Annotated in this window: 18 protein-coding genes and 1 pseudogene; 8 read left to right on the top strand and 11 right to left on the bottom strand. The window is 61.8% G+C overall.

The window, feature by feature from the left end; all coding sequences use genetic code 11:
- Positions 1 to 106 precede the first annotated feature (106 nt).
- The 8 genes from BFQ00_RS20480 to BFQ00_RS20445 all read right to left on the bottom strand — a co-directional run bounded on the left by BFQ00_RS20480 (position 107) and on the right by BFQ00_RS20445 (position 9,424).
- Entirely contained in the window at positions 107 to 1,108 is a 1,002-nt protein-coding gene (locus BFQ00_RS20480; RefSeq protein ID WP_065934551.1) for a response regulator, read from the bottom strand.
- Positions 1,109 to 1,159: 51 nt separating this feature from the next.
- Positions 1,160 to 2,170 (bottom strand): chemotaxis response regulator protein-glutamate methylesterase, encoded by a 1,011-nt coding sequence (locus tag BFQ00_RS20475; RefSeq protein WP_065934550.1) that lies wholly within the window; start codon positions 2,168 to 2,170, stop codon positions 1,160 to 1,162.
- Entirely contained in the window at positions 2,167 to 4,440 is a 2,274-nt protein-coding gene (locus tag BFQ00_RS20470) for a hybrid sensor histidine kinase/response regulator (RefSeq protein ID WP_065934549.1), read from the bottom strand. The genes BFQ00_RS20475 and BFQ00_RS20470 overlap by 4 nt, the downstream gene beginning before the upstream one ends.
- Entirely contained in the window at positions 4,437 to 5,138 is a 702-nt protein-coding gene (locus tag BFQ00_RS20465) for a chemotaxis protein CheW (RefSeq protein ID WP_065934548.1), read from the bottom strand. Before BFQ00_RS20465 ends, BFQ00_RS20470 begins: the two co-directional genes overlap by 4 nt.
- Complete coding sequence (locus BFQ00_RS20460; RefSeq protein WP_065934547.1) at positions 5,135 to 6,394, bottom strand: CheR family methyltransferase; 1,260 nt, start codon at positions 6,392 to 6,394, stop codon at positions 5,135 to 5,137. The genes BFQ00_RS20465 and BFQ00_RS20460 overlap by 4 nt, the downstream gene beginning before the upstream one ends.
- Positions 6,391 to 6,903, bottom strand: coding sequence for a chemotaxis protein CheW (locus tag BFQ00_RS20455; protein ID WP_065934546.1), 513 nt, complete (start codon positions 6,901 to 6,903; stop codon positions 6,391 to 6,393). Before BFQ00_RS20455 ends, BFQ00_RS20460 begins: the two co-directional genes overlap by 4 nt.
- Positions 6,903 to 8,525: a methyl-accepting chemotaxis protein gene (locus tag BFQ00_RS20450; protein WP_065886044.1), complete on the bottom strand. Its 1,623-nt coding sequence runs from the start codon at positions 8,523 to 8,525 to the stop codon at positions 6,903 to 6,905. Before BFQ00_RS20450 ends, BFQ00_RS20455 begins: the two co-directional genes overlap by 1 nt.
- A gap of 188 nt (positions 8,526 to 8,713) precedes the next feature.
- Positions 8,714 to 9,424, bottom strand: a complete 711-nt coding sequence (locus BFQ00_RS20445) for a tellurite resistance TerB family protein (RefSeq protein WP_065886043.1) — start codon at positions 9,422 to 9,424, stop codon at positions 8,714 to 8,716.
- Positions 9,425 to 9,727: 303 nt separating this feature from the next.
- Between BFQ00_RS20445 and BFQ00_RS20440 the strand changes: the two genes are divergently transcribed.
- Positions 9,728 to 11,353: a glucan biosynthesis protein D gene (locus BFQ00_RS20440; RefSeq protein ID WP_065934545.1), complete on the top strand. Its 1,626-nt coding sequence runs from the start codon at positions 9,728 to 9,730 to the stop codon at positions 11,351 to 11,353.
- A gap of 55 nt (positions 11,354 to 11,408) precedes the next feature.
- Here BFQ00_RS20440 and BFQ00_RS20435 read toward each other — a convergent pair whose 3' ends face one another.
- The 3 genes from BFQ00_RS20435 to BFQ00_RS20425 form a co-directional block, all read right to left on the bottom strand.
- On the bottom strand, positions 11,409 to 11,594 hold the full coding sequence (locus tag BFQ00_RS20435; protein WP_065886041.1) for a hypothetical protein: 186 nt from the start codon (positions 11,592 to 11,594) through the stop codon (positions 11,409 to 11,411).
- Between the two features lie 285 nt (positions 11,595 to 11,879).
- On the bottom strand, positions 11,880 to 12,986 hold the full coding sequence (locus tag BFQ00_RS20430) for an NADH:flavin oxidoreductase/NADH oxidase (protein ID WP_065886040.1): 1,107 nt from the start codon (positions 12,984 to 12,986) through the stop codon (positions 11,880 to 11,882).
- A 195-nt stretch (positions 12,987 to 13,181) separates the two neighbouring features.
- Positions 13,182 to 15,083 carry a potassium transporter Kup gene (locus BFQ00_RS20425; RefSeq protein ID WP_065886039.1) on the bottom strand — a complete coding sequence of 634 codons (1,902 nt, stop codon included), beginning with the start codon at positions 15,081 to 15,083 and terminating at the stop codon, positions 13,182 to 13,184.
- Between the two features lie 368 nt (positions 15,084 to 15,451).
- On the opposite strand from BFQ00_RS20425, the gene BFQ00_RS20420 reads away from it, so the two are divergent.
- The 7 genes and pseudogenes from BFQ00_RS20420 to tsaA all read left to right on the top strand — a co-directional run bounded on the left by BFQ00_RS20420 (position 15,452) and on the right by tsaA (position 20,177).
- The gene (locus tag BFQ00_RS20420; RefSeq protein ID WP_057723256.1) at positions 15,452 to 15,742 is read left to right on the top strand and encodes a type II toxin-antitoxin system RelB/DinJ family antitoxin; all 291 of its coding nucleotides are present in this window, start codon (positions 15,452 to 15,454) and stop codon (positions 15,740 to 15,742) included.
- A gap of 76 nt (positions 15,743 to 15,818) precedes the next feature.
- A pseudogene (locus BFQ00_RS29340) lies at positions 15,819 to 16,023 on the top strand (type II toxin-antitoxin system YafQ family toxin).
- A gap of 167 nt (positions 16,024 to 16,190) precedes the next feature.
- Positions 16,191 to 17,531, top strand: a complete 1,341-nt coding sequence (gene rimO, locus BFQ00_RS20415; protein ID WP_065886038.1) for a 30S ribosomal protein S12 methylthiotransferase RimO — start codon at positions 16,191 to 16,193, stop codon at positions 17,529 to 17,531.
- A gap of 103 nt (positions 17,532 to 17,634) precedes the next feature.
- Positions 17,635 to 18,102 carry a GNAT family N-acetyltransferase gene (locus tag BFQ00_RS20410; protein ID WP_065934544.1) on the top strand — a complete coding sequence of 156 codons (468 nt, stop codon included), beginning with the start codon at positions 17,635 to 17,637 and terminating at the stop codon, positions 18,100 to 18,102.
- Positions 18,103 to 18,169: 67 nt separating this feature from the next.
- A complete protein-coding gene (locus BFQ00_RS20405) occupies positions 18,170 to 18,880 on the top strand; it encodes an rRNA pseudouridine synthase (protein ID WP_065886036.1) in 711 nt (236 codons plus the stop codon).
- A 69-nt stretch (positions 18,881 to 18,949) separates the two neighbouring features.
- Entirely contained in the window at positions 18,950 to 19,411 is a 462-nt protein-coding gene (locus BFQ00_RS20400; protein WP_005785469.1) for a DUF1456 family protein, read from the top strand.
- 70 nt (positions 19,412 to 19,481) lie between these two features.
- Entirely contained in the window at positions 19,482 to 20,177 is a 696-nt protein-coding gene (gene tsaA / locus BFQ00_RS20395; protein ID WP_065934543.1) for a tRNA (N6-threonylcarbamoyladenosine(37)-N6)-methyltransferase TrmO, read from the top strand.
- Positions 20,178 to 20,262: the final 85 nt, after the last annotated feature.

Below are 20,262 nucleotides of genomic sequence, written 5' to 3'. Positions count from 1 at the left end.
AGGGGGCTTGCCCCCGATGGCAGTCTGTCTGCCAATGAAGTTGTGACTGACACACCGCTATCGGGGGCAAGCCCCCTCCCACATTTGGCTTTGCGCCGGCCTTGAGTTATTCGATGCCGACTTGATTGCGCCCATTATGCTTGGCGATATACAACCCCTTGTCCGCCGCCATGATCAACTGCCGGCAATCGGTGCCCTGTACGGGTGTCAACGTCGACAGGCCAATGCTGACGGTCAGGCTCGAACCTTCCGCAGGCGCGATATGCGGGATTTTCAGGGCGGCCACCGCCATGCGCAGTTTTTCCGCCACCAGCCGCGCACCGCCCGGCGAGGTGTTGGGCAGCACCAGCGCGAACTCTTCGCCGCCATAGCGTGCCGGCAGGTCGGAGGGACGGCTGCTGGCTTCGCGGATGGTATTGGCGACTTTGCGCAAGGCCTCATCACCCTCGACGTGGCCAAAGCTGTCGTTGTAGGTCTTGAAGAAGTCCACATCGATCATCAGCAAGGAGAGCTGGGTCTGGTCGCGCATGGCTCGGCGCCATTCCAGTTCCAGGTATTCGTCGAAGTGGCGGCGATTGGACAGCCCGGTCAGGCCATCGGAGTTCATCAGCCGTTGCAGCACCAGGTTGGTGTCCAGCAACTGTTGCTGGCTGACCCGCAGCGCACGGTAAGCCGCGTCGCGCTGCAACAGGGTCATGTAGGAGCGCGAGTGATAGCGAATGCGCGCCACCAGTTCGATATTGTCCGGCAGCTTGACCAGGTAATCGTTGGCCCCGGCCGCAAACGCTGCGCTCTTGATCAGCGGGTCTTCCTTGGTGGAAAGCACGATGATCGGGATATTCGCCGTGGCCGGGTGATTGCGGTACTCGCGCACCAGGGTCAGGCCGTCGAGGCCGGGCATGACCAGGTCCTGCAGGATCACGGTCGGCTTGATGCGAATTGCCTGCGCGATCGCCTGGTGCGGGTCGGCGCAAAAGTGGAAATCGATGTTTTCTTCATGGGCCAGGCCGCGCCGCACAGCTTCGCCGATCATGGCCTGGTCGTCGACCAGCAGCACCATGGCGGCGTTTTCGTCGGTCTTGAAGTCGTCAAGTTGCAAATCATTCATGTGCGGTCACCTGAATTACGCCTGCAAACCAGCACGGCGGGAGATTGTCGATCATGTTGCAAAGACCTCCTGCAATCGCGGCGCAATTCTTTCCAGTGGGCGAATTTCAACAGCGGCATCAATCGCCGCCGCTGCTTTGGGCATCCCATACACCGCCGAACTCGACTGGTCCTGGGCGATGGTCAAATATCCTTGTTCGCGCATCAACTTGAGGCCCTGGGCGCCGTCGCGCCCCATGCCGGTCAGCAGTACGCCGACGGCGTCACCGATCCAATAGCTGGCGACACTTTCGAAAAACACGTCGATGGACGGCCGGTAAATCTCGTTCACCGGCTCTGCGGTATAGGCTAGCGTGCCATTTTTCAACAAGCGAATATGGTGGTTGGTACCGGCCAGCAAGACCACGCCGCTCTGCGGAGGCTCACCCTCTCGCGCCAGGCGCACCGGCAGGCCGGACGCACTGCTCAACCACTCGGCCATGCCCGCGGCGAACACCTGGTCCACATGCTGGACCAGCACGATGGCGGCGGGAAAGTTGCGGGGCAATCCCTTGAGCAGGACTTCCAGGGCAGCCGGACCGCCCGCCGAAGAACCGATCGCCACCAGGCTCTGGCGTTTGCCGGTGCTGCGATCGGGCGCGGTTTCGGCGCGCACACGGCTACCGCGCTGGCCGATCAGCCAGCCGATATTGAGGATCTTGCGCAACAACGGCGCTGCCGCATCCCTGGGGTTGCCCACGCCGAGCGCCGGGGTGTCCACCACATCCAGGGCGCCGTGGCCCATGGCTTCGAACACCCGGCTCATATTGGCCTGGCGGTCGACGGTCACCAGCAGAATCGCGCAGGGCGTCTCGGCCATGATCTGCCGCGTGGCCTCCACGCCGTCCATTACCGGCATGATCAAGTCCATCAGGATCAGGTCCGGCAGCCGTTCGGCACAGCGCTGCACCGCTTCCAGGCCATTACTGGCCACCCATACCACCTCGTGCGCGGGTTCCAGGTTCAAGGCGCGCCGCAACGCCTCGACGGCCAGGGGCATGTCATTGACGATCGCAATCCTCATGCCCGGGCGCCCCCGATCAGTTCAACCACGGCGTCGAGCAAGGCATCGTCGTGGAAGCTGGCTTTGGCCAGGTAATAGTCGGCGCCGGCGTCGAGGCCTCGGCGTCGGTCTTCTTCCCGATCCTTGTAGGAAACCACCATCACCGGCAACGATTGCAGGCGACTGTCACGGCGCAAGAGTGTGACCAATTCAATACCGTCCATGCGGGGCATATCAATATCAGTGATAAGCAGGTCGAAATCCTCGGAACGCAATGCGTTCCAGCCATCCATGCCATCGACCGCAACGGCCACTTCATAACCGCGATTGAGTAATAACTTGCGTTGCAGCTCACGCACAGTCAGAGAGTCGTCCACCACCAGTACCCGCTTGCGCGGTGCCTCGGTGGCCTGCTGGGTGCGCCGGGCGATACGTTCCAGGCGGCCGGTGTTGAGCAACTTGTCCACCGAACGCAACATGTCCTCCACGTCGACGATCAGGACCACCGAGCCATCGTCAAGCAAGGCGCCGGCGGAAATATCCTGGACCTTGCCCAGGCGATCATCCAGCGGCAATACCACCAGGGTGCGCTCACCGATAAAGCGCTCGACGGCGATCCCATACACGGCATCGCGCTCGCGTATCACCACCACTTTCAAGGTATCGCCAGGGGTTTGCCCCGGTGGACGCTGCAACAGCTGACTGGCGGCGACCAGGCCGACATGCCGGCCCTCGTGCCAGAAATGCTGGCGACCTTCCAGTTGCACAATGTCCTCGGGCGCCAGGTCGCACATGCGTTCGATGTGCGCCAGCGGGAAGGCGTAGGCTTCATCACCGACCTCCACCACCAGGCTGCGCACCACCGACAGGGTCAACGGCACCTCCAGGTGAAAGCGACTGCCCTGCCCCGCCGTCTGCTCCAGCACCACGGCGCCGCGCAGTTGACGCACCATGTGCTGCACCGCATCCAGGCCGACGCCGCGACCGGACACTTCGGTCACCTTGTCACGCAGGCTGAACCCCGGCAGGAACAGGAACGTGAGCAGTTCTTCCTCGCTCAGGCGCAACGCGGTTTCCACGGGGGACAGGTGCCGGTCGACAATGGTACCGCGCAGGCGCTCAAGGTCGACGCCGTTACCGTCATCGCTCAACTCCAGCACCAGCAAGCCGGCTTGATGGGACGCACGCAGGCGAATCAAGCCTTCCGCCGGCTTGCCCGCCAGCAGCCGCTGCTCGGGCATTTCGATGCCGTGGTCGACGGCATTGCGTAATAAATGCGTGAGTGGCGCCTCGAGCTTTTCCAGCACATCGCGGTCGACCTGGGTCTTTTCGCCCTCGATCTCCAGGCGCACTTGCTTGCCCAGGCTGCGGCCAAGGTCACGCACCATGCGCACCTGCCCGGCCAGCACATCGGCAAACGGGCGCATGCGACAGGCCAACGCGGTGTCGTAAAGCACCTGGGCGCGCTGGCCGGCCTGCCAGCCGTACTCGTCCAGCTCGGCGTTCTTCTGCGCCAGCAGCGCCTGGGCCTCACTCAACAAGCGGCGGGTATCGGCCAGGGCTTCCTGGGCCTCAAGGTTGAGGTCGACGACCTTGAGGTGGCCCTCGAGGGTATCCAGGGCGCGCAGGCTGTTGCTTTGCAGGCGCTTGAGGCGCTGCAGGCTGGCGAGATAGGGCTTGAGTCGCTGGGTTTCCACCAACGATTTGCTGGACAGGTCCAACAGGCTGTTCAAGCGTTCGGCCGTGACCCGTAGCACGCGCTCACCGCCTTCGGTCATGCGTTTGCCCTGGCGCGGCGGCTCGCTGATGACGGCGGGCGCAGGCTCAGGTTCGGGTACCGGCGCTTCGATCACCGGCATGGGAGCCGGTTCGGGTTTCGGCGCGACCATGGCAGTCGGTTGCGACGGGTCCAGCAAGCGCTCCATCAGCGCCACATAGGCCTGGATATCCGCCGCCCCTACGTTATTGCCCGGGGTGGCGATACGCATCAGCAAATCCGTGCCCTGCAGCAACGCGTCGATATGCTCGGGCTGCAGGTACAAGCGCGCTTCCTGGGCGCTGACCAGGCAGTCTTCCATGACATGGGCCACGCTGACGCCGGCATCCACCCCGACAATCCGCGCCGCGCCCTTGAGCGAGTGCGCGGCGCGCATGCAGGCCTCAAGCTGGTCGGCCTGGGTCGGGTTGCGTTCCAGGGCCAGCAGGCCTGCACTGAGCACCTGGGTCTGCGCATCGGCTTCCAGACTGAACAGTTCCAACAGCGAGGCATCGCGCATCTGGTCGGGGGTCATGCGAGGCTCCGGGTCACGGCGGACAACAATTGAGCCTCGTCCAGCCAACGCAGGCTGCGGCCTTTCCACTGCAATACGCCCTGGGTGAAACGCGCGCTGGCCTGGGTACCGGAGGCCGACGCGGCGCTCAAGGTGCGCTCATCGATGGCATGGATGCCATCCACTTCGTCCACCGGCACGACCACCGGGCCATCCTGCGCGGCAATGATCAGCATGCGCGGCATGATGCGCCCGCCGGTGGCGCCGGTATTGGCGCTGTCCAGGCCGAGCAGTTCCACCAGCGACAGGCAGGCCACCAATGCGCCGCGTACGTTGGCCACGCCCAGCAAAGCCCGGGAGCGCTGGTGCGGCAAGGAGTGGATCGGTTGCAGCGGCGCGACTTCCACCAGGCAACGGGTCGCGATGCCAAGCCACTCCTCGCCGAGGCGGAACATCAGCAAGGAGCGGGTGACCACCTGGTTGTCGAGCTCGCCGGCGGCTTGCGCGGGACGCTCGTCCTGCACCAGCGCATAGCGGTCGAGCAGGCGCGTGGCCGCGGCCGAATACACCGAGCAGTTACGGCAATGGATGTGCTCCACCAGCAAGGGGCAGGATTTGTCGCCATGGATGCCGATGCGGTTCCAGCAGTCGTCGATGGCTTGGGTGTCGGCCAGGGTCAGATCCAGGCCAGCGGTATCCAGCGCGTCAGGGCTACTCATCGTTTGGACTCACTGTCAGCTCGCTCGCTACGCGCGGCCCGCGCCTGCAAACGACGCGCCCCCGCACTGTCGCCCTGGGACTCGAGCAACGCGGCCAGGTGCATCAAGGCCTGCGGATGCTGCGGTTCCAGGTATAAGGCTTTACGGTAATACCCTTGGGCTTGCGGGGCATTGCCGGCTACATCGCTGAGCAAGCCCAGCCAGTAGAACACCTGGGCCACCGGCGGATGGCTGCCCAGATAGCGCTCGCACGCAGCGCGGGCCTCGGCACTCTTGCCCTCATTGGCCAAGGTGGCGATCTGGTTGAGCAGCTCGCCGGCCTCCGTATGCGCTGCCTTGACCGGCGCCGCCTGGGCGCCAACCGTACTGAACGGGCGCGGCTTGAGCGTAACAGGCGCCGCACTGCGCGGCGGCGTGGGTGCCGGTATCGGTGCAAACACCGGGGCTGGCGCGACCGACTCCGCGTGCCGGCTGAACGCAAAGGATTGCGGCACGCCAATCGAACGCATGCCATGGTGTCCCAGCAGGCTGCCTTCGGCTGGGCCGATAAACAACACGCCGTCCACGTGGGTCAGTTCCTTGAGCACATCGAAGACTTGCTTCTGGGTGGGCTGATCGAAATAGATCAGCAGGTTGCGACAGAACACAAAATCATAACTGGACTCATTGGCCAACAGCGCCGGGTCGAGCAGGTTGCCGACTTGCAGGCGCACTTGCTCGCGCACCCGGTCGGCGATGCGGTAGGCGCCGCCGTCTTCAGTGAAATGCCGGTCGCGAAATTCAAGGTCGGCGCCGCGAAAGGAGTTCTTGCCGTACACACCGCGGCGGGCACGCTCCACGGACAGCGGGCTGACGTCCATCCCCTGCACTTTGAACTGGTGCGGCGCCAGGCCGGCGTCGAGCAGGGCCATGGCAATCGAATAGGGCTCTTCGCCGGTGGAACAGGGCAGGCTGAGAATGCGCAAGGCGCGCATCTGCTTGATCTCGGCCAGGCGTGCATGGGCCAGGCGCGCCAGGGTCGCAAAGGACTCGGGGTAGCGGAAAAACCAGGTCTCGGGAACGATCACCGCTTCGATCAGCGCCTGCTGTTCATCGTGGGAGCTTTGCAGGAGCTGCCAGTAGGCGTCCGCTGTGGGCGCCTGGGACAGTTGGCAACGCTGGCGCACCGCGCGCTCGATGATCGCCTCGCCCACCGACGCGACGTCCAGGCCGATACGTTCCTTCAGGAAGGCCGAGAAGCGCGGATCACTGCTCATAGGCTCAACTCGCTGGAAAACAGCAACGCACGCACGTCATCGCTCAACAACTCGGCCACACCGATCCATTGCATCAAGCCCAGCGCATCTTCGCGCACCGGCCCCAGGTAGGGCGCCTGGCGGTTATCCAGGCCATAAGGCTGGAATTCGGCGGGGTCGCAACGCAGGGTGTCGGTGGCCTGCTCCAGGATCAGGCCCAGCCACCGCGCCTGGCTCCCGGCTTGTGGCTGATAATTGACCAGCACCAGCCGCGTACTCGTACGGGCCTGGGCCACGGTGCCGAAGGTCAGCGCGCTCAGGTCGATCACCGGCACCAGCGCGCCGCGATGGGCAAAGATGCCCGCCACCCACACAGGTGCCTGGGCGATGGGTTTGAGCGGCAGGCGCGGCAGCACCTCGACCACTTCCGTGGCCTTGAGGGCAAAGCGCTCAGTGCCGATGTGGAACACCAGGAACAACGCCTTTTTCGCTGCCGTAACGGCGCCGCGTTTAGCCGCGAGGTCGCTCATCAGACTTTGAAACGCGACACGCCGCTGCGCAGACCCACCGCGACCTGGCTCAGTTCATCGATGGCAAAGCTGGCCTGGCGCAGGGACTCGACGGTCTGGCTGCTGGCATCCCCCAACTGCACCAGCGCGTGGTTGATCTGCTCGGCGCCGGTGGCCTGGGCCTGCATGCCTTCATTGACCATCAACACCCGCGGCGCGAGGGCCTGCACCTGGTGGATGATTTGCGACAGTTGCTCACCCACTTGCTGCACCTCGAACATGCCTCGGCGCACTTCCTCGGAGAACTTGTCCATGCCCATCACGCCCGCCGACACCGCCGACTGGATCTCGCGCACCATCTGCTCGATGTCGTACGTCGCGACGGCGGTCTGGTCGGCCAGGCGGCGCACTTCGGTAGCGACCACGGCAAAACCGCGCCCGTACTCACCGGCTTTCTCGGCCTCGATGGCGGCGTTGAGGGACAGCAGGTTGGTCTGGTCTGCCACTTTGACGATGGTCACCACCACCTGATTGATGTTGCCGGCCTTCTCATTGAGGATCGCCAGCTTGGCGTTGACGAGGTCGGCGGCGCCCATCACCGAATGCATGGTTTCTTCCATGCGTGCCAGGCCCTGTTGACCGGACCCGGCGGCGACCGAAGCCTGGTCGGCGGCAGTGGACACTTCGGTCATGGTACGCACCAGGTCCTTGGAGGTCGCGGCGATTTCACGCGATGTGGCGCCGATTTCAGTGGTGGTGGCGGCGGTTTCGGTGGCCGTGGCCTGTTGCTGCTTGGAGGTGGCGGCAATCTCGGTCACCGAGGTGGTGACCTGCACCGACGAACGCTGCGCCTGGGAGACCAGCGCGGTCAGCTCGGTCATCATGTCGTTGAAGCCGGTTTCGACCATATTGAATTCGTCATTGCGCTCCAGGTTCAGGCGTTTGCTCAGGTCGCCCGTGCGCATGACTTCGAGGATATCGACGATACGTTTCATCGGCGCCATGATTGCGCGCATCAACAGCAGGCCACACAGCGCGGCGGCAAGCACCGCCAGCAGCAGCGAGACGCCCATGCTGATCTTCGCGGCCTCGACGGCATCATCGATGGCGGCGGTAGCCTCGTCGGCAACTTGTTTGTTCTGCTGGATGATTTCATTGAGCTTCGCGCGGCCTGCGACCCAGGCGGGCGTCAGTTGCTCGTTGAACAGCCTGAGGGCCTCCACGGCGTTGTTGCTCTGCTGCGCCTGGAGCACTTGGGCGAGGATCTGGTTGTAGCTCTGGTGGGTTTTTTCGAAGGCGTCGAAATCGCTGCGATCCTGGGTGAAGTTGATCGTCTGGGCGTAGTCGGCCATGTATTTCTCAAGGCGTGCCTCGAAGGACTTGTAGTCCTGCTTGTCCTCCTCGGAAATGCCCTGGTTTTTGTGGATGCCCACCAATTCCTGGGTTTGCAGGTAGCTGTCGACCCAGGCGCTGCGAATCATCGAGCTGAAAAACACGCCAGGCACAGCGTCATCGCGCACGGAGCTCTCACTGGTTTCGATTTTCAACAGGCGCGAATACGAGAGCACGACCATCAGCAGCATGATCGCGATAATTACCGCAAAGCTCGCCAAAATCCGTTGGCGCAGGGTCCAGTTCTTCACAGTAATTCCTCGCAGATCCATTCAAATGGAGGGGAGTATAGCTGAGCGATGGCGTGTATTAACCAATGGTTTGCGGGGACACTGCAGGTGCCGGCGGCGCCCTGGCGGCAGGCGCCCTGGCGCTTGGAACCAAGCCGGGTTTGAAGGTGGGAGCAGGCCCGCTCCCACCTGTGGACAAGTAGGCGGTTTTATTCGAGGTTAAGGCGCACCTGTTTCTCCAGCTCCGCCTTCAGGCCCGGCTCCAGCTTCAGCTGGCGCGCCAGTTCGTCCAGGTAGGCCTTCTCCATGAAGTTTTCCTCGTCCACCAGCATCACACTGGCGATGTACATCTCGGCGGCCATTTCCGGGGTGCCGGCGGCGCGGGCGACGTCGGCCGGGTCGAGGGGTTTGTTCAACTCGGCGTGCAGCCAGGCTTGCAGTTCGCGGTCGTTGTCGAGCTTGGTGAACTCGCCTTCGATCAACGCCCGCTCACGCTCATCCACATGCCCGTCGGCCTTGGCGGCAGCGACCAGCGCCTTGAGAATGCCCTGGCTGTGCTGCTCGACCTGGGCCGGCGGCAGACGATCAATGGTTTGCGGCTCGCCCTGGGGCGCGTTGGCCTGCTGCGCCTGCCAGTTGCCGTAGGCTTTGTAGGCAATGACTCCCAACGCGGCCAGGCCTCCGTAGGTTAGGGCCTTGCCGCCGAATTTGCGCGCCTTCTTATTGCCCAGCAGCAAGCCCATGGCACCGGCCGCCAATGCACCACCGCCTGCGCCACCGAGCAGACTGCCAAGTCCGCCACTGCCAAGCAGCCCGCCAAGGGCGCCTTTGTCAGTCGATTGACGCTGGCCGCCAGCCTTGTTCTGCAACATGTCCTGGCCAGACTTGAGCAACTGATCGAGCAATCCACGGGTATTCATTCGTAGCCTCCAGACACTTGGGTTCGTAGGACCAATAGGCCCCCAGCGTAAAACTAAGTGCCAAAAACGCTCTATCTAGAGTGCTTCCAGATGTAACGCCCTGCCCTGGCGTCGGAAATGTCTTGTTGCACAGCGGCGCCATCATGCTGCCATCAATGATTTTTCCTTCACCATCGAACCGCTTAAGCTATCCGGCGTCTGTTTATTGTCCGTTGCGTTTGGCCGAAGGCATGTCCGAACCGTTATTTCTGATCCGTTACGTGCCAGGAACGGCGCGGGATTCGCTCACGACAGGTTGTCTCTATGCACCGCAGGAATTTGCTCAAAGCGTCCATGGCCATTGCGGCCTACACCGGTTTGTCGGCCAGTGGCCTGCTGGCCGCGCAGGCCTGGGCCGGGAACCGTGCCGCCGACGGCAAGGCCGTGGCATTCGATTTCGATACGCTCAAGGCCCAGGCCAAACAGCTCGCCGGCGCCGCCTACAAAGACACCCGGCAGGTGCTGCCGCCCACGCTGGCAACCATGACCCCGCAGAACTTCAACGCCATTGGCTACGACGGCAACCATTCGCTGTGGAAGGAACTGAACGGGCAACTGGACGTGCAGTTTTTCCACGTCGGCATGGGCTTCAAGACGCCGGTGCGCATGCACAGTGTCGATCCCAAGACCCGCGAGGCCCGCGAAGTGCATTTTCGCCCTTCGCTGTTCAACTATGAAAAAACCACGGTTGACACCAAACAGCTGACCGGCGACCTGGGCTTCTCCGGGTTCAAACTGTTCAAGGCACCGGAGCTTGACCGCCATGATGTGCTGTCGTTTCTGGGTGCCAGCTACTTCCGCGCCGTCGACTCCACCGGCCAGTACGGCCTGTCGGCGCGCGGCCTGGCGATCGACACCTACGCGAAAAAACGCGAAGAGTTCCCCGACTTCACCCAGTTCTGGTTCGAAACCCCGGACAAGGATGCCACCCGCTTCGTGGTCTACGCCCTGCTCGATTCCCCCAGCGCGACCGGCGCCTATCGCTTCGATATCGACTGCCAGGCCAATCAAGTGGTGATGGCGATCGATGCCCATATCAATGCGCGCACCGCCATCGAACAATTGGGCATTGCGGCCATGACCAGCATGTTCAGTTGCGGAACCCACGAACGCCGGATGTGCGACACCATCCACCCGCAAATCCACGACTCGGACCGCCTGGCCATGTGGCGCGGCAACGGCGAGTGGATTTGCCGTCCGCTGAACAACCCGGCCAAGCTGCAGTTCAACGCCTTCGCCGACACCAACCCCAAAGGCTTCGGCCTGGTGCAGACCGACCACGAGTTCGCCAGCTATCAGGACACCGTGGACTGGTACAGCAAGCGACCCAGCCTCTGGGTAGAACCCACCACCGCCTGGGGCGAAGGCTCGATCGACTTGCTGGAGATCCCCACTACCGGCGAGACCCTGGATAATATCGTAGCCTTCTGGACCCCGAAAAAACCGGTGGCGGCCGGCGATTCGCTCAACTACGGCTACAAGCTCTACTGGAGCGCCCTGCCGCCGGTGAGCACGCCGCTGGCGCAGGTCGACGCGACCCGTTCGGGCATGGGCGGATTTACCGAAGGCTGGGCCCCAGGCGAGCATTACCCTGAGGTGTGGGCACGCCGCTTTGCGGTGGACTTCAAGGGCGGCGGTCTGGACCGTTTGCCAGCCGGCACGGGCATCGAACCGGTGGTCACCTGCTCTCACGGCGAGGTGAAAGACTTCAGCGTGCTGGTGCTCGACAACATCAAGGGCTACCGCATTCTATTCGACTGGTACCCCACCAGTGACAGCGTGGAGCCAGTAGAGCTGCGTCTGTTTATCCGCACCCAGGACCGTACCCTGAGTGAGACTTGGCTGTATCAGTATTTCCCGCCCGAGCCGGGCAAGCGTAAATACACCTGAGACGGCGGCCCACGCTGTGGGAGCAATGTGCTCCCACACGGTGTCCGCCCACCCTTCAAAACCGAGACACGGTTTTCATCGCCCCAATCAAATACCGCATCGCAACCTGATCGCTCTCGGTCAGGGTGCGGTAATGCGCCAGCAGTTCGACTTCATCCGAACTCAACCTGCGGCCACGCAAGGACATCCTGCGGATCAGAAAAGACGCCATCACACCCGCTACACCATAGGACTTGGCCATGGACTGCTTCTCCTGATATCGATCCAATATGTCTGCTGCCCTTTATCCGCGTGACGTGAAGCGGACTGACTTCCTGGGCCGAAAATCAGGCTTATCGTAAGCGTAGAAACAATCTGGTTACGTGTGGGATTTTTTTTAGAGTATTCACTTAAATAATTGCTTCGGTAATAAATACCTACAACCCTTTCTCACGCCTTCACCGACCACTCAGATCGATCTGCGTCATCGCCACGAGCGAAAAAAACCCACCGCGTCAGGGTGGGTTGTGTGGGCATAGGCTAAGGATCAATCCCTGAGATCGGATTCATGAATCGGCTGGTCGCGGTGCGTCGCCCGTTGATATTGCGCCGGCCAGATCGCTTTGCGCCCGCCCAGGTCATCGTCGGCATGCAGCGGCCAGTACGGGTCGCGCAACAATTCGCGGGCCAGGAAGATGATGTCGGCCTGGCAGGTACGCAGGATATGTTCGGCCTGGGCCGGTTCGGTGATCATGCCGACCGTGCCGGTGGCGATGCCCGACTCTTTGCGTACCCGCTCGGCAAAGCGCGTCTGGTAACCGGGGCCGGTGGGGATTTCGGCGTTGGCGGCGGTGCCGCCGGAGGACACGTCGATCAAGTCCACGCCCAAGTCTTTCAGGCGGCGCGCCAGTTCCACGGTTTCATCGGGGTTCCAGCCGTCTTCCACCCAGTCGGTGGCTGACACGCGCACAAACAGCGGCAGGTTCTGGGGCCAGACTTCGCGCACCGCGCGGGTCACCTCCAGCACCAGGCGGATGCGGTTTTCGAAGGAGCCGCCGTACTGGTCCTGGCGCTGGTTACTGATGGGCGACAGAAACTGATGCAGCAGGTAACCGTGGGCGGCATGGATCTCCACCACTTCGAAACCGGCGGCCAGGGCACGCTTGGCGGCGGCGACAAAATCGGCGATCACTTGGCGGATCTGTGCTTCATCCAGCGGTTTGGGTTGCGTGTGCTGAGGGTCGAATGCGATAGGCGACGGACCTACCGGCAACCAGCCACCGTCCTCCGGCTTGACGCTGCCATGCTTGCCGATCCACGGCCGATAAGTGCTGGCCTTGCGCCCGGCGTGCGCCAGTTGAATACCGGCCACCGCGCCTTGCGCCGCAATAAAGCGTGTAATGCGTTGCAACGGTTCGATCTGTTCGTCTTTCCACAACCCCAGGTCCTGGGCGGTGATGCGGCCATCGGCGGTCACGGCGGTGGCTTCGGTGAAGATCAGCCCGGCGCCGCCCACGGCACGGCTGCCCAGATGCACCAGGTGCCAGTCGTTGGCCAGGCCATCATCGCTTGAGTATTGGCACATCGGTGATACCGCGATGCGGTTCAGCAGGGTGAGTTGACGCAGGGTGTAGGGTTCGAGCAACTGACTCATGGCGCACCTCTTCGGGTTCTGTGGGCAAGCTCCAAGGCTCTCTTCATGGTGCTTAGAGCCTAGTCGACAACGAAGGGTCGCACTGGGTTCAGAGCTAAAGAGTTCAGAGCTAAAGAGTTCAGAGGTAAAGAGTTCAGAGGTAAAGGGTTCAGAGGTGAACCGGGAGCCGATTGCCGGCTCCCGTGCTGCAGCGTCTTACATTTCGACCTGGGTGCCCAGCTCGATCACCCGGTTGACCGGGAGTTTGAAGAAGCGCAGGTTGCCGTTGGCATTCTTCAACATGAACGCGAACAACGCTTCGCGCCAGCGCGCCATGCCTTTGATACGCGAGGCGATCACGGTTTCGCGGCTGAGGAAGTAGGTGGTGCGCATCGGGCTGAAATCCAGCTCGTCCAGATGGCACAGTTTCAGCGCCTCGGGCACGTCCGGCTCATCGGTAAAACCAAAGTGCAGGATCACCCGGAAGAACCCCTCGCCATAGGCGTCCACTTCAAAACGCCGCGCCGCAGGCACACGCGGGATGTCTTCGTAGACCACCGTCAGCAGCACCACCTGCTCGTGCAACACCTGGTTATGCAACAGGTTGTGCAGCAGCGCATGGGGTACGGCGTCGGGGCGCGCCGTGAGAAATACCGCCGTGCCCTGCACGCGATGGGGCGGCTGCACGCGGATACTGCCGATAAATATCGGCAGCGGCAGGCCGCCCTCGTCGAGGCGCTCGACGAGCAATTGCTTGCCGCGCTTCCAGGTGGTCATCAGCACGAACAACACGATCCCCGCCAACACCGGAAAGGCGCCGCCCTGGATGATCTTCGGCACGTTGGCGGCAAAGTACAGCCCGTCCACCAACAGACAGCAGAGCAACACCGGCACCGCCAGCACCGGCGGCCATTTCCACAGCAGCAGCATCACCGCAGACACCAGAATCGTGGTCATCAGCATGGTGCCGGTCACCGCCACGCCATAGGCGGACGCCAGCGCACCGGAGGATTCAAAACCCAGCACCAGCAGGATCACGCCCACCATCAGCGACCAGTTCACCGCGCCAATATAGATCTGGCCCTGTTCGGCGCTGGAGGTATGTTGAATGTGCATACGCGGGATATAACCCAGCTGGATGGCCTGGCGCGTCAGGGAGAACGCACCGGAAATCACCGCCTGGGAGGCAATCACGGTGGCCAGGGTCGACAGCACCACCAGCGGAATCAGCGCCCAGCTCGGCGCCAGCAGGTAGAACGGGTTGCGGGCCGCTTCCGGATCGCCCAGCAACATGGCGCCCTGGCCGAAATAGTTGAGCACCAGCGCCGGCAGCACCAGGATGAACCAGGCACGGGCGATGGGTTTGCGGCCGAAGTGGCCCATGTCGGCATACAACGCTTCGGCGCCGGTCAGTGCCAGCACCACCGCGCCGAGGATGGCCACGCCGATGCCGGGGTGAGCCTCGAAGAAGCGCACGGCCCACATCGGGTTCATGGCGCTGAGCACCTCAGGGTGCAGGGTGATGCCATACACGCCAAGGCCGCCCAGCACCAGGAACCAGGTCACCATCACCGGCCCGAACAGCTTGCCGATGCGGTCAGTGCCGTGTTTCTGGATCAGGAACAGCGCCACCAGGACCACCAGCGCGATGGGCACGACCCAGCGCTCCAGGCCGTCGAACGCCAACTCCAGGCCCTCCACGGCCGACAACACCGAAATCGCCGGGGTGATCATGCTGTCGCCGTAGAACAGCGCCGCGCCGCACAAGCCGCACACCACCAGGAAACTGCGCAATTTCCTGCGCTCTCCCGCCGCACGACGTGCCAAAGCGGTCAGCGCCATGATGCCGCCTTCGCCCTGGTTGTCGGCGCGCAGCACGAACAGCATGTATTTGATCGACACGACCCAGATCAGCGACCAGAAGATCAGCGCCAGGATCCCCAACACCCCGTCATGGTTGACCTGTACCCCATAACCGCCATTGAACACCTCTTTAAGGGTGTAGAGCGGACTGGTCCCGATATCGCCATACACCACCCCGACCGCTGCTACCAGCATGCCAATCGGCTTGGCGTTCGAATGCTCGGCACCCGCTGCCTGACTACTTGCCTGACCCATCAACCACTCCTGCCCTTTGACCTGAGGTCGCTTATAAACAACGTGCTCAAACTGACCGTAGCATGCGCTGTTTTACTTCTCGTAACAGACGTTTTGTTGACCTTCGGATTTTACCTATGAGCAACGGCGCGAAGCATAGCGCAGCGCTGGTCGCATTTCTCTGCATTAAAACAGGCGTCTTTTTGCCTGCATTGACGTCACTGAGTACTAACGCTACGTTTTCGCGTGTTACCACCACCGTGATTCCGACCTATGGGTCGCCTGGCGTCATGCTTGGAGCAAAAAGCATTTGCCCGGTTTTTTGACGGGTTGATCCATACTCAGGACGTAGCCACAACGTAGCTACGTTTTTGATCGGGAGTCACGCTATGTCTGCATTACTGAAAACCACTGATGTGCGTTGTCGCATTGACGAGGATTTGAAGGAGCGTGCCACTGCTGTGCTCAATGCCTGTGGGCTTAGCCTCAGTGACGCCATGCGTCTTTTCCTCCGTCAGGTCGTGACGACGCAAGGGCTGCCTTTCGAGGTACGCATCCCTTCGGAGAAAACCGCTCGCGCCATGAAGCAAGCGCATGCTATCCGTCGCCAGTTCGATTCGATCGATGACATGCTAAGGGACGCCGATGGCGAAGCAGGAGAAGAAGCAAAAACGCGCTGAAATACCCAAGCAGTGCGCACAGACACCTGAGTTTAAAAAGTCCCGGGAACGCTATAAACGCGCCGGGCGTCGAGACATGAATGAGGTCAGGGTAGTGATGGTTTCGCTTTTTGTTGGGCGAACAACTACCCGCCGAGTATCGAGACCATGCGCTTACCGGAAACTGGGACGGGTTCAGAGAATGCCATATTGGTGGTGATTTCCTGCTGATTTACGAACATTCACGGGCTGACCTGATCACCTTTGTAGACTTGGGGAGCCACGCTGAATTATTTGCTTAGGCATTGGGGTATTGAACAGCACAGCGCTCGTCGCATTTCCCCGCATAAAGCTGGTCAAGTGCGTTGCCCGCCGCTAGAATTGCGCACTTTTTGATCAGAGGCGCACCAAGCGCCCGTCCGCTGCCTGCCCTTCACGGTGGCGGCGTCATTCGATACCGAGGTTAGACATGTCCACCACCATCGCAAAAGCCAACCCCAAGGTTGGCTTTGTTTCCCTGGGTTGCCCGAAGGCTCTGGTCGACTCCGAGCGCATTCTCACGCAACTGCGCATGGAAGGTTATGACGTCGTCTCCACTTACCAGGACGCGGACGTGGTGGTGGTCAACACCTGTGGTTTCATCGACTCGGCCAAGGCAGAGTCCCTGGAAGTGATCGGCGAAGCCATCAAGGAAAACGGCAAGGTCATCGTGACCGGCTGCATGGGCGTGGAAGAAGGCAATATCCGCAACGTCCACCCAAGCGTGCTTGCCGTGACCGGCCCGCAGCAGTACGAACAGGTGGTCAACGCCGTGCACGCCGTGGTGCCGCCGCGCCAGGACCACAACCCGCTGATCGACCTGGTGCCGCCGCAAGGCATCAAGCTGACGCCGCGTCACTACGCCTACCTGAAGATTTCCGAAGGCTGCAATCACAGCTGCAGCTTCTGCATCATCCCGTCGATGCGCGGCAAGCTGGTCAGCCGCCCGGTGGGTGATGTGCTGGACGAGGCCCAGCGCCTGGTCAAATCCGGCGTGAAAGAGCTGCTGGTGATCTCCCAGGACACCAGCGCCTACGGCGTCGACGTGAAGTACCGCACCGGTTTCTGGAATGGCGCGCCGGTGAAAACCCGCATGACCGAACTCTGCGAAGCGCTCAGCAGCCTGGGCGTGTGGGTGCGTCTGCACTACGTTTACCCGTACCCGCACGTGGACGAGCTGATTCCCTTGATGGCCGCCGGCAAGATCCTGCCGTACCTGGACATCCCGTTCCAGCACGCCAGCCCCAAAGTGCTCAAGGCCATGAAACGCCCGGCCTTCGAAGACAAGACCCTGGCGCGGATCAAGAACTGGCGCGAGATCTGCCCGGAACTGATCATCCGTTCGACCTTTATCGTCGGCTTCCCCGGCGAAACCGAAGAAGACTTCCAGTACCTGCTGGACTGGTTGACCGAAGCACAGCTGGACCGCGTCGGCTGCTTCCAGTACTCGCCGGTCGAAGGCGCTCCGGCCAACCTGCTGGACCTGGCCGTGGTGCCGGACGACGTCAAGCAGGACCGTTGGGAGCGTTTCATGGCGCACCAGCAAGCGATCAGCTCGGCGCGCCTGCAACTGCGCATCGGCAAGGAAATCGAAGTGTTGATCGACGAAGTCGACGAGCAAGGCGCGGTCGGCCGTTGCTTCTTCGATGCGCCGGAAATCGACGGTAACGTGTTTATCGACGATGCCAGCGGTTTGAAGCCGGGCGACAAGGTCTGGTGCACCGTGACCGATGCCGACGAATACGACCTGTGGGCGCAAAAGCGCGACTAAAGCGGTAAAAAATTAAAAAAGCCCTGCTTCTGGACAAGATGCGGGGCTTTTTTAGGTCTATCGTTTTGCCCATCGGCACCTATTTCGACAAGAGACAGCGGGCATGCGTGAGCATTCGGTTATCCACACCCCCAACAATAGCGATTACCCCGAGCTGGCGAGGATCTGGGAGGCCTCGGTGCGCGCCACTCATGACTTTTTGCCGGAAAGTTACATTGTGCTGCTCAGAGAGCTGCTGCTGACGCGCTATCTGGATTCAGTGATGCTCGTGTGTACCAAGGATTCGAGCCAGCGCATCACCGGGTTTGCCGGCGTAGCGGCGGGCAAGGTGGAAATGCTGTTTATCGATCCGCTGCACCGTGGCCAGGGCCTGGGACGGCAATTGCTGCGCTACGCAATCAACTGCATGAATGCCGATGAGCTGGATGTGAATGAGCAGAATCCGCAGGCGCTGGGTTTTTACCTCAAGCAAGGCTTTGAGGTGATCGGACGCACGGAGCACGATGGCCTGGGCCAGCCCTATCCGTTGCTGCATCTGCGCCTGCGCCAGCAGCAAATACGCAGTGGCTGAAATGGGGCCGGGATTAACCGGCGCCAGGCAGGTACAATAGCCGCCCCCTTTTGTTACGGCCCTTGTCATGACTGACCCCATACGCCTCTCCAAACGCCTTATCGAACTGGTCGGTTGCTCCCGTCGGGAGGCTGAGCTGTTTATCGAAGGCGGCTGGGTCTCGGTGGACGGTGAAGTGATCGACGAACCGCAGTTCAAGGTCACCACCCAGAAGGTCGAGCTGGACCCCGACGCCAAGGCTACCGTGCCGGAACCGGTGACCATCCTGTTGCACGCCCCGGCGGGGATGGATGCCGAGACGGCCATGGCGTCGATCAGCGCCGAAACCTTGTCGGAAGAACACCGCTTCAGCAAGCGCCCGCTAAAAGGCCACTTCCTGCGCCTGACCGCCAGCGCCGATCTGCAAGCCAAGGCCAGCGGCCTGCTGGTGTTCACCCAGGACTGGAAAATCCTGCGCAAGTTGACCGCCGATGCGGCCAAGATCGAGCAGGAATACGTGGTGGAAGTCGAAGGCGACATGGTCGCCCACGGCCTCAACCGCCTGAACCACGGCCTGACCTACAAAGGCAAAGAGCTGCCGGCCGTGAAAGCCAGCTGGCAGAACGAAAACCGCCTGCGCTTTGCGCTGAAAAATCCGCAGCCAGGCGTCATCGCGCTGTTCTGCGAAGCCGTTGGCCTGAAAGTCGTCGCGATCCGCCGCATCCGCATTGGCGGCGTTTCCATTGGCAAGGTGCCGGTGGGCCAGTGGCGTTACCTGTCCGGCAAAGAGAAGTTTTAGGCCGTTACCCTTTTCCCGACACTGCCTGATTGGGCGGTGTCTACCCGCTGAAAACCAGGATTGCCCACCATGATTCACAACGACGTACTGCGCAGCGTGCGCTACATGCTCGACATCAGCGATAACAAGATGGTCGAGATCATCAAGCTCGGCGGCATGGACGTGACCAAGGAAGACCTGCTCACCTACCTCAAGAAAGATGAGGAAGAAGGCTTTGTGTTCTGCCCGGATGAGGTGATGGCGCATTTCCTCGACGGCTTGGTGATTTTCAAGCGCGGCAAGGATGAAAGTCGTCCGCCGCAGCCGATCGAAACCCCGGTGACCAACAACATCATCCTGAAAAAACTGCGCGTGGCCTTCGAATTGAAGGAAGACGACATGCACGCCATCCTCAAGGCCGCCGAGTTCCCGGTGTCCAAGCCCGAGCTGAGCGCGCTGTTCCGCAAGTTCGGTCACACCAACTACCGCACCTGTGGCGATCAGTTGTTGCGCAACTTCCTCAAGGGTCTGACGCTGCGCGTCAGAGCCTAAAAACAGCCATAAGCTTCAAGCCGCAAGTTAAGAGCTTGCGGCGTGCGGCTTGCCACTTGAGGCTCCAGTAATGGCCTACCAGGTCTCGCCCATCGGCTTCGTACGCTCCTGCTTCAAGGAGAAGTTCGCCATCCCGCGTCAACCGCAACTGGCCCCGGCCGCCCGCGGTGTGCTGGAGCTGGTGGCGCCGTTCGATGGCGGCGAGGCGGTGCAGGGACTGGAGCAGGTCAGCCATGTGTGGCTGCTGTTTCTGTTTCACCAGGCACTCGAAGACACGCCACGCCTTAAAGTGCGACCGCCGCGCCTGGGCGGCAATACGTCCATGGGCGTGTTTGCGACCCGAGCGACTCATCGCCCCAACGGGATTGGCCAGTCAGTGGTCAAGCTGGACAAGGTGGAAGCGGGCCGGCTGTGGATTTCCGGGATCGATTTGCTCGATGGCACGCCGGTGCTGGATATCAAGCCGTATGTGCCGTACGCCGATATCGTCGACACGGCCACCAACAGCATCGCCAGCGGTGCGCCGCCGCTGATTGGCGTACAGTGGCTCAAGACCGCGCTGCAACAGGCGCAGGGCCATGCCCAGCGTCTGGGTGAACCGTTGGTTGAGTTGATTGACCAGTGCCTGGCGCAAGATCCACGGCCGGCGTACCAGACGCCTGGGCCAGAGCGCGAATACGGCGTGCAGTTCTGGGATGTGGATGTACGTTGGCACTATCCCGAGGCAGGGATGATTTGCGTATTGGAAGTGGTGCCTGCCGGATAAACCGGAACCCAAATGTGGGAGGGGGCTTGCCCCCGATAGCAGTGTGTCAGTCAACTCATCTGTGACTGATCCACCTCAATCGGGG

This window comes from Pseudomonas sp. 28 E 9 (assembly GCF_900004785.1).
In the GTDB taxonomy this organism is placed as follows: domain Bacteria; phylum Pseudomonadota; class Gammaproteobacteria; order Pseudomonadales; family Pseudomonadaceae; genus Aquipseudomonas; species Aquipseudomonas orientalis_A.
Note: the sequence above shows the minus strand (reverse complement) of the source record. Positions and strands in the feature narration are given on the sequence as shown.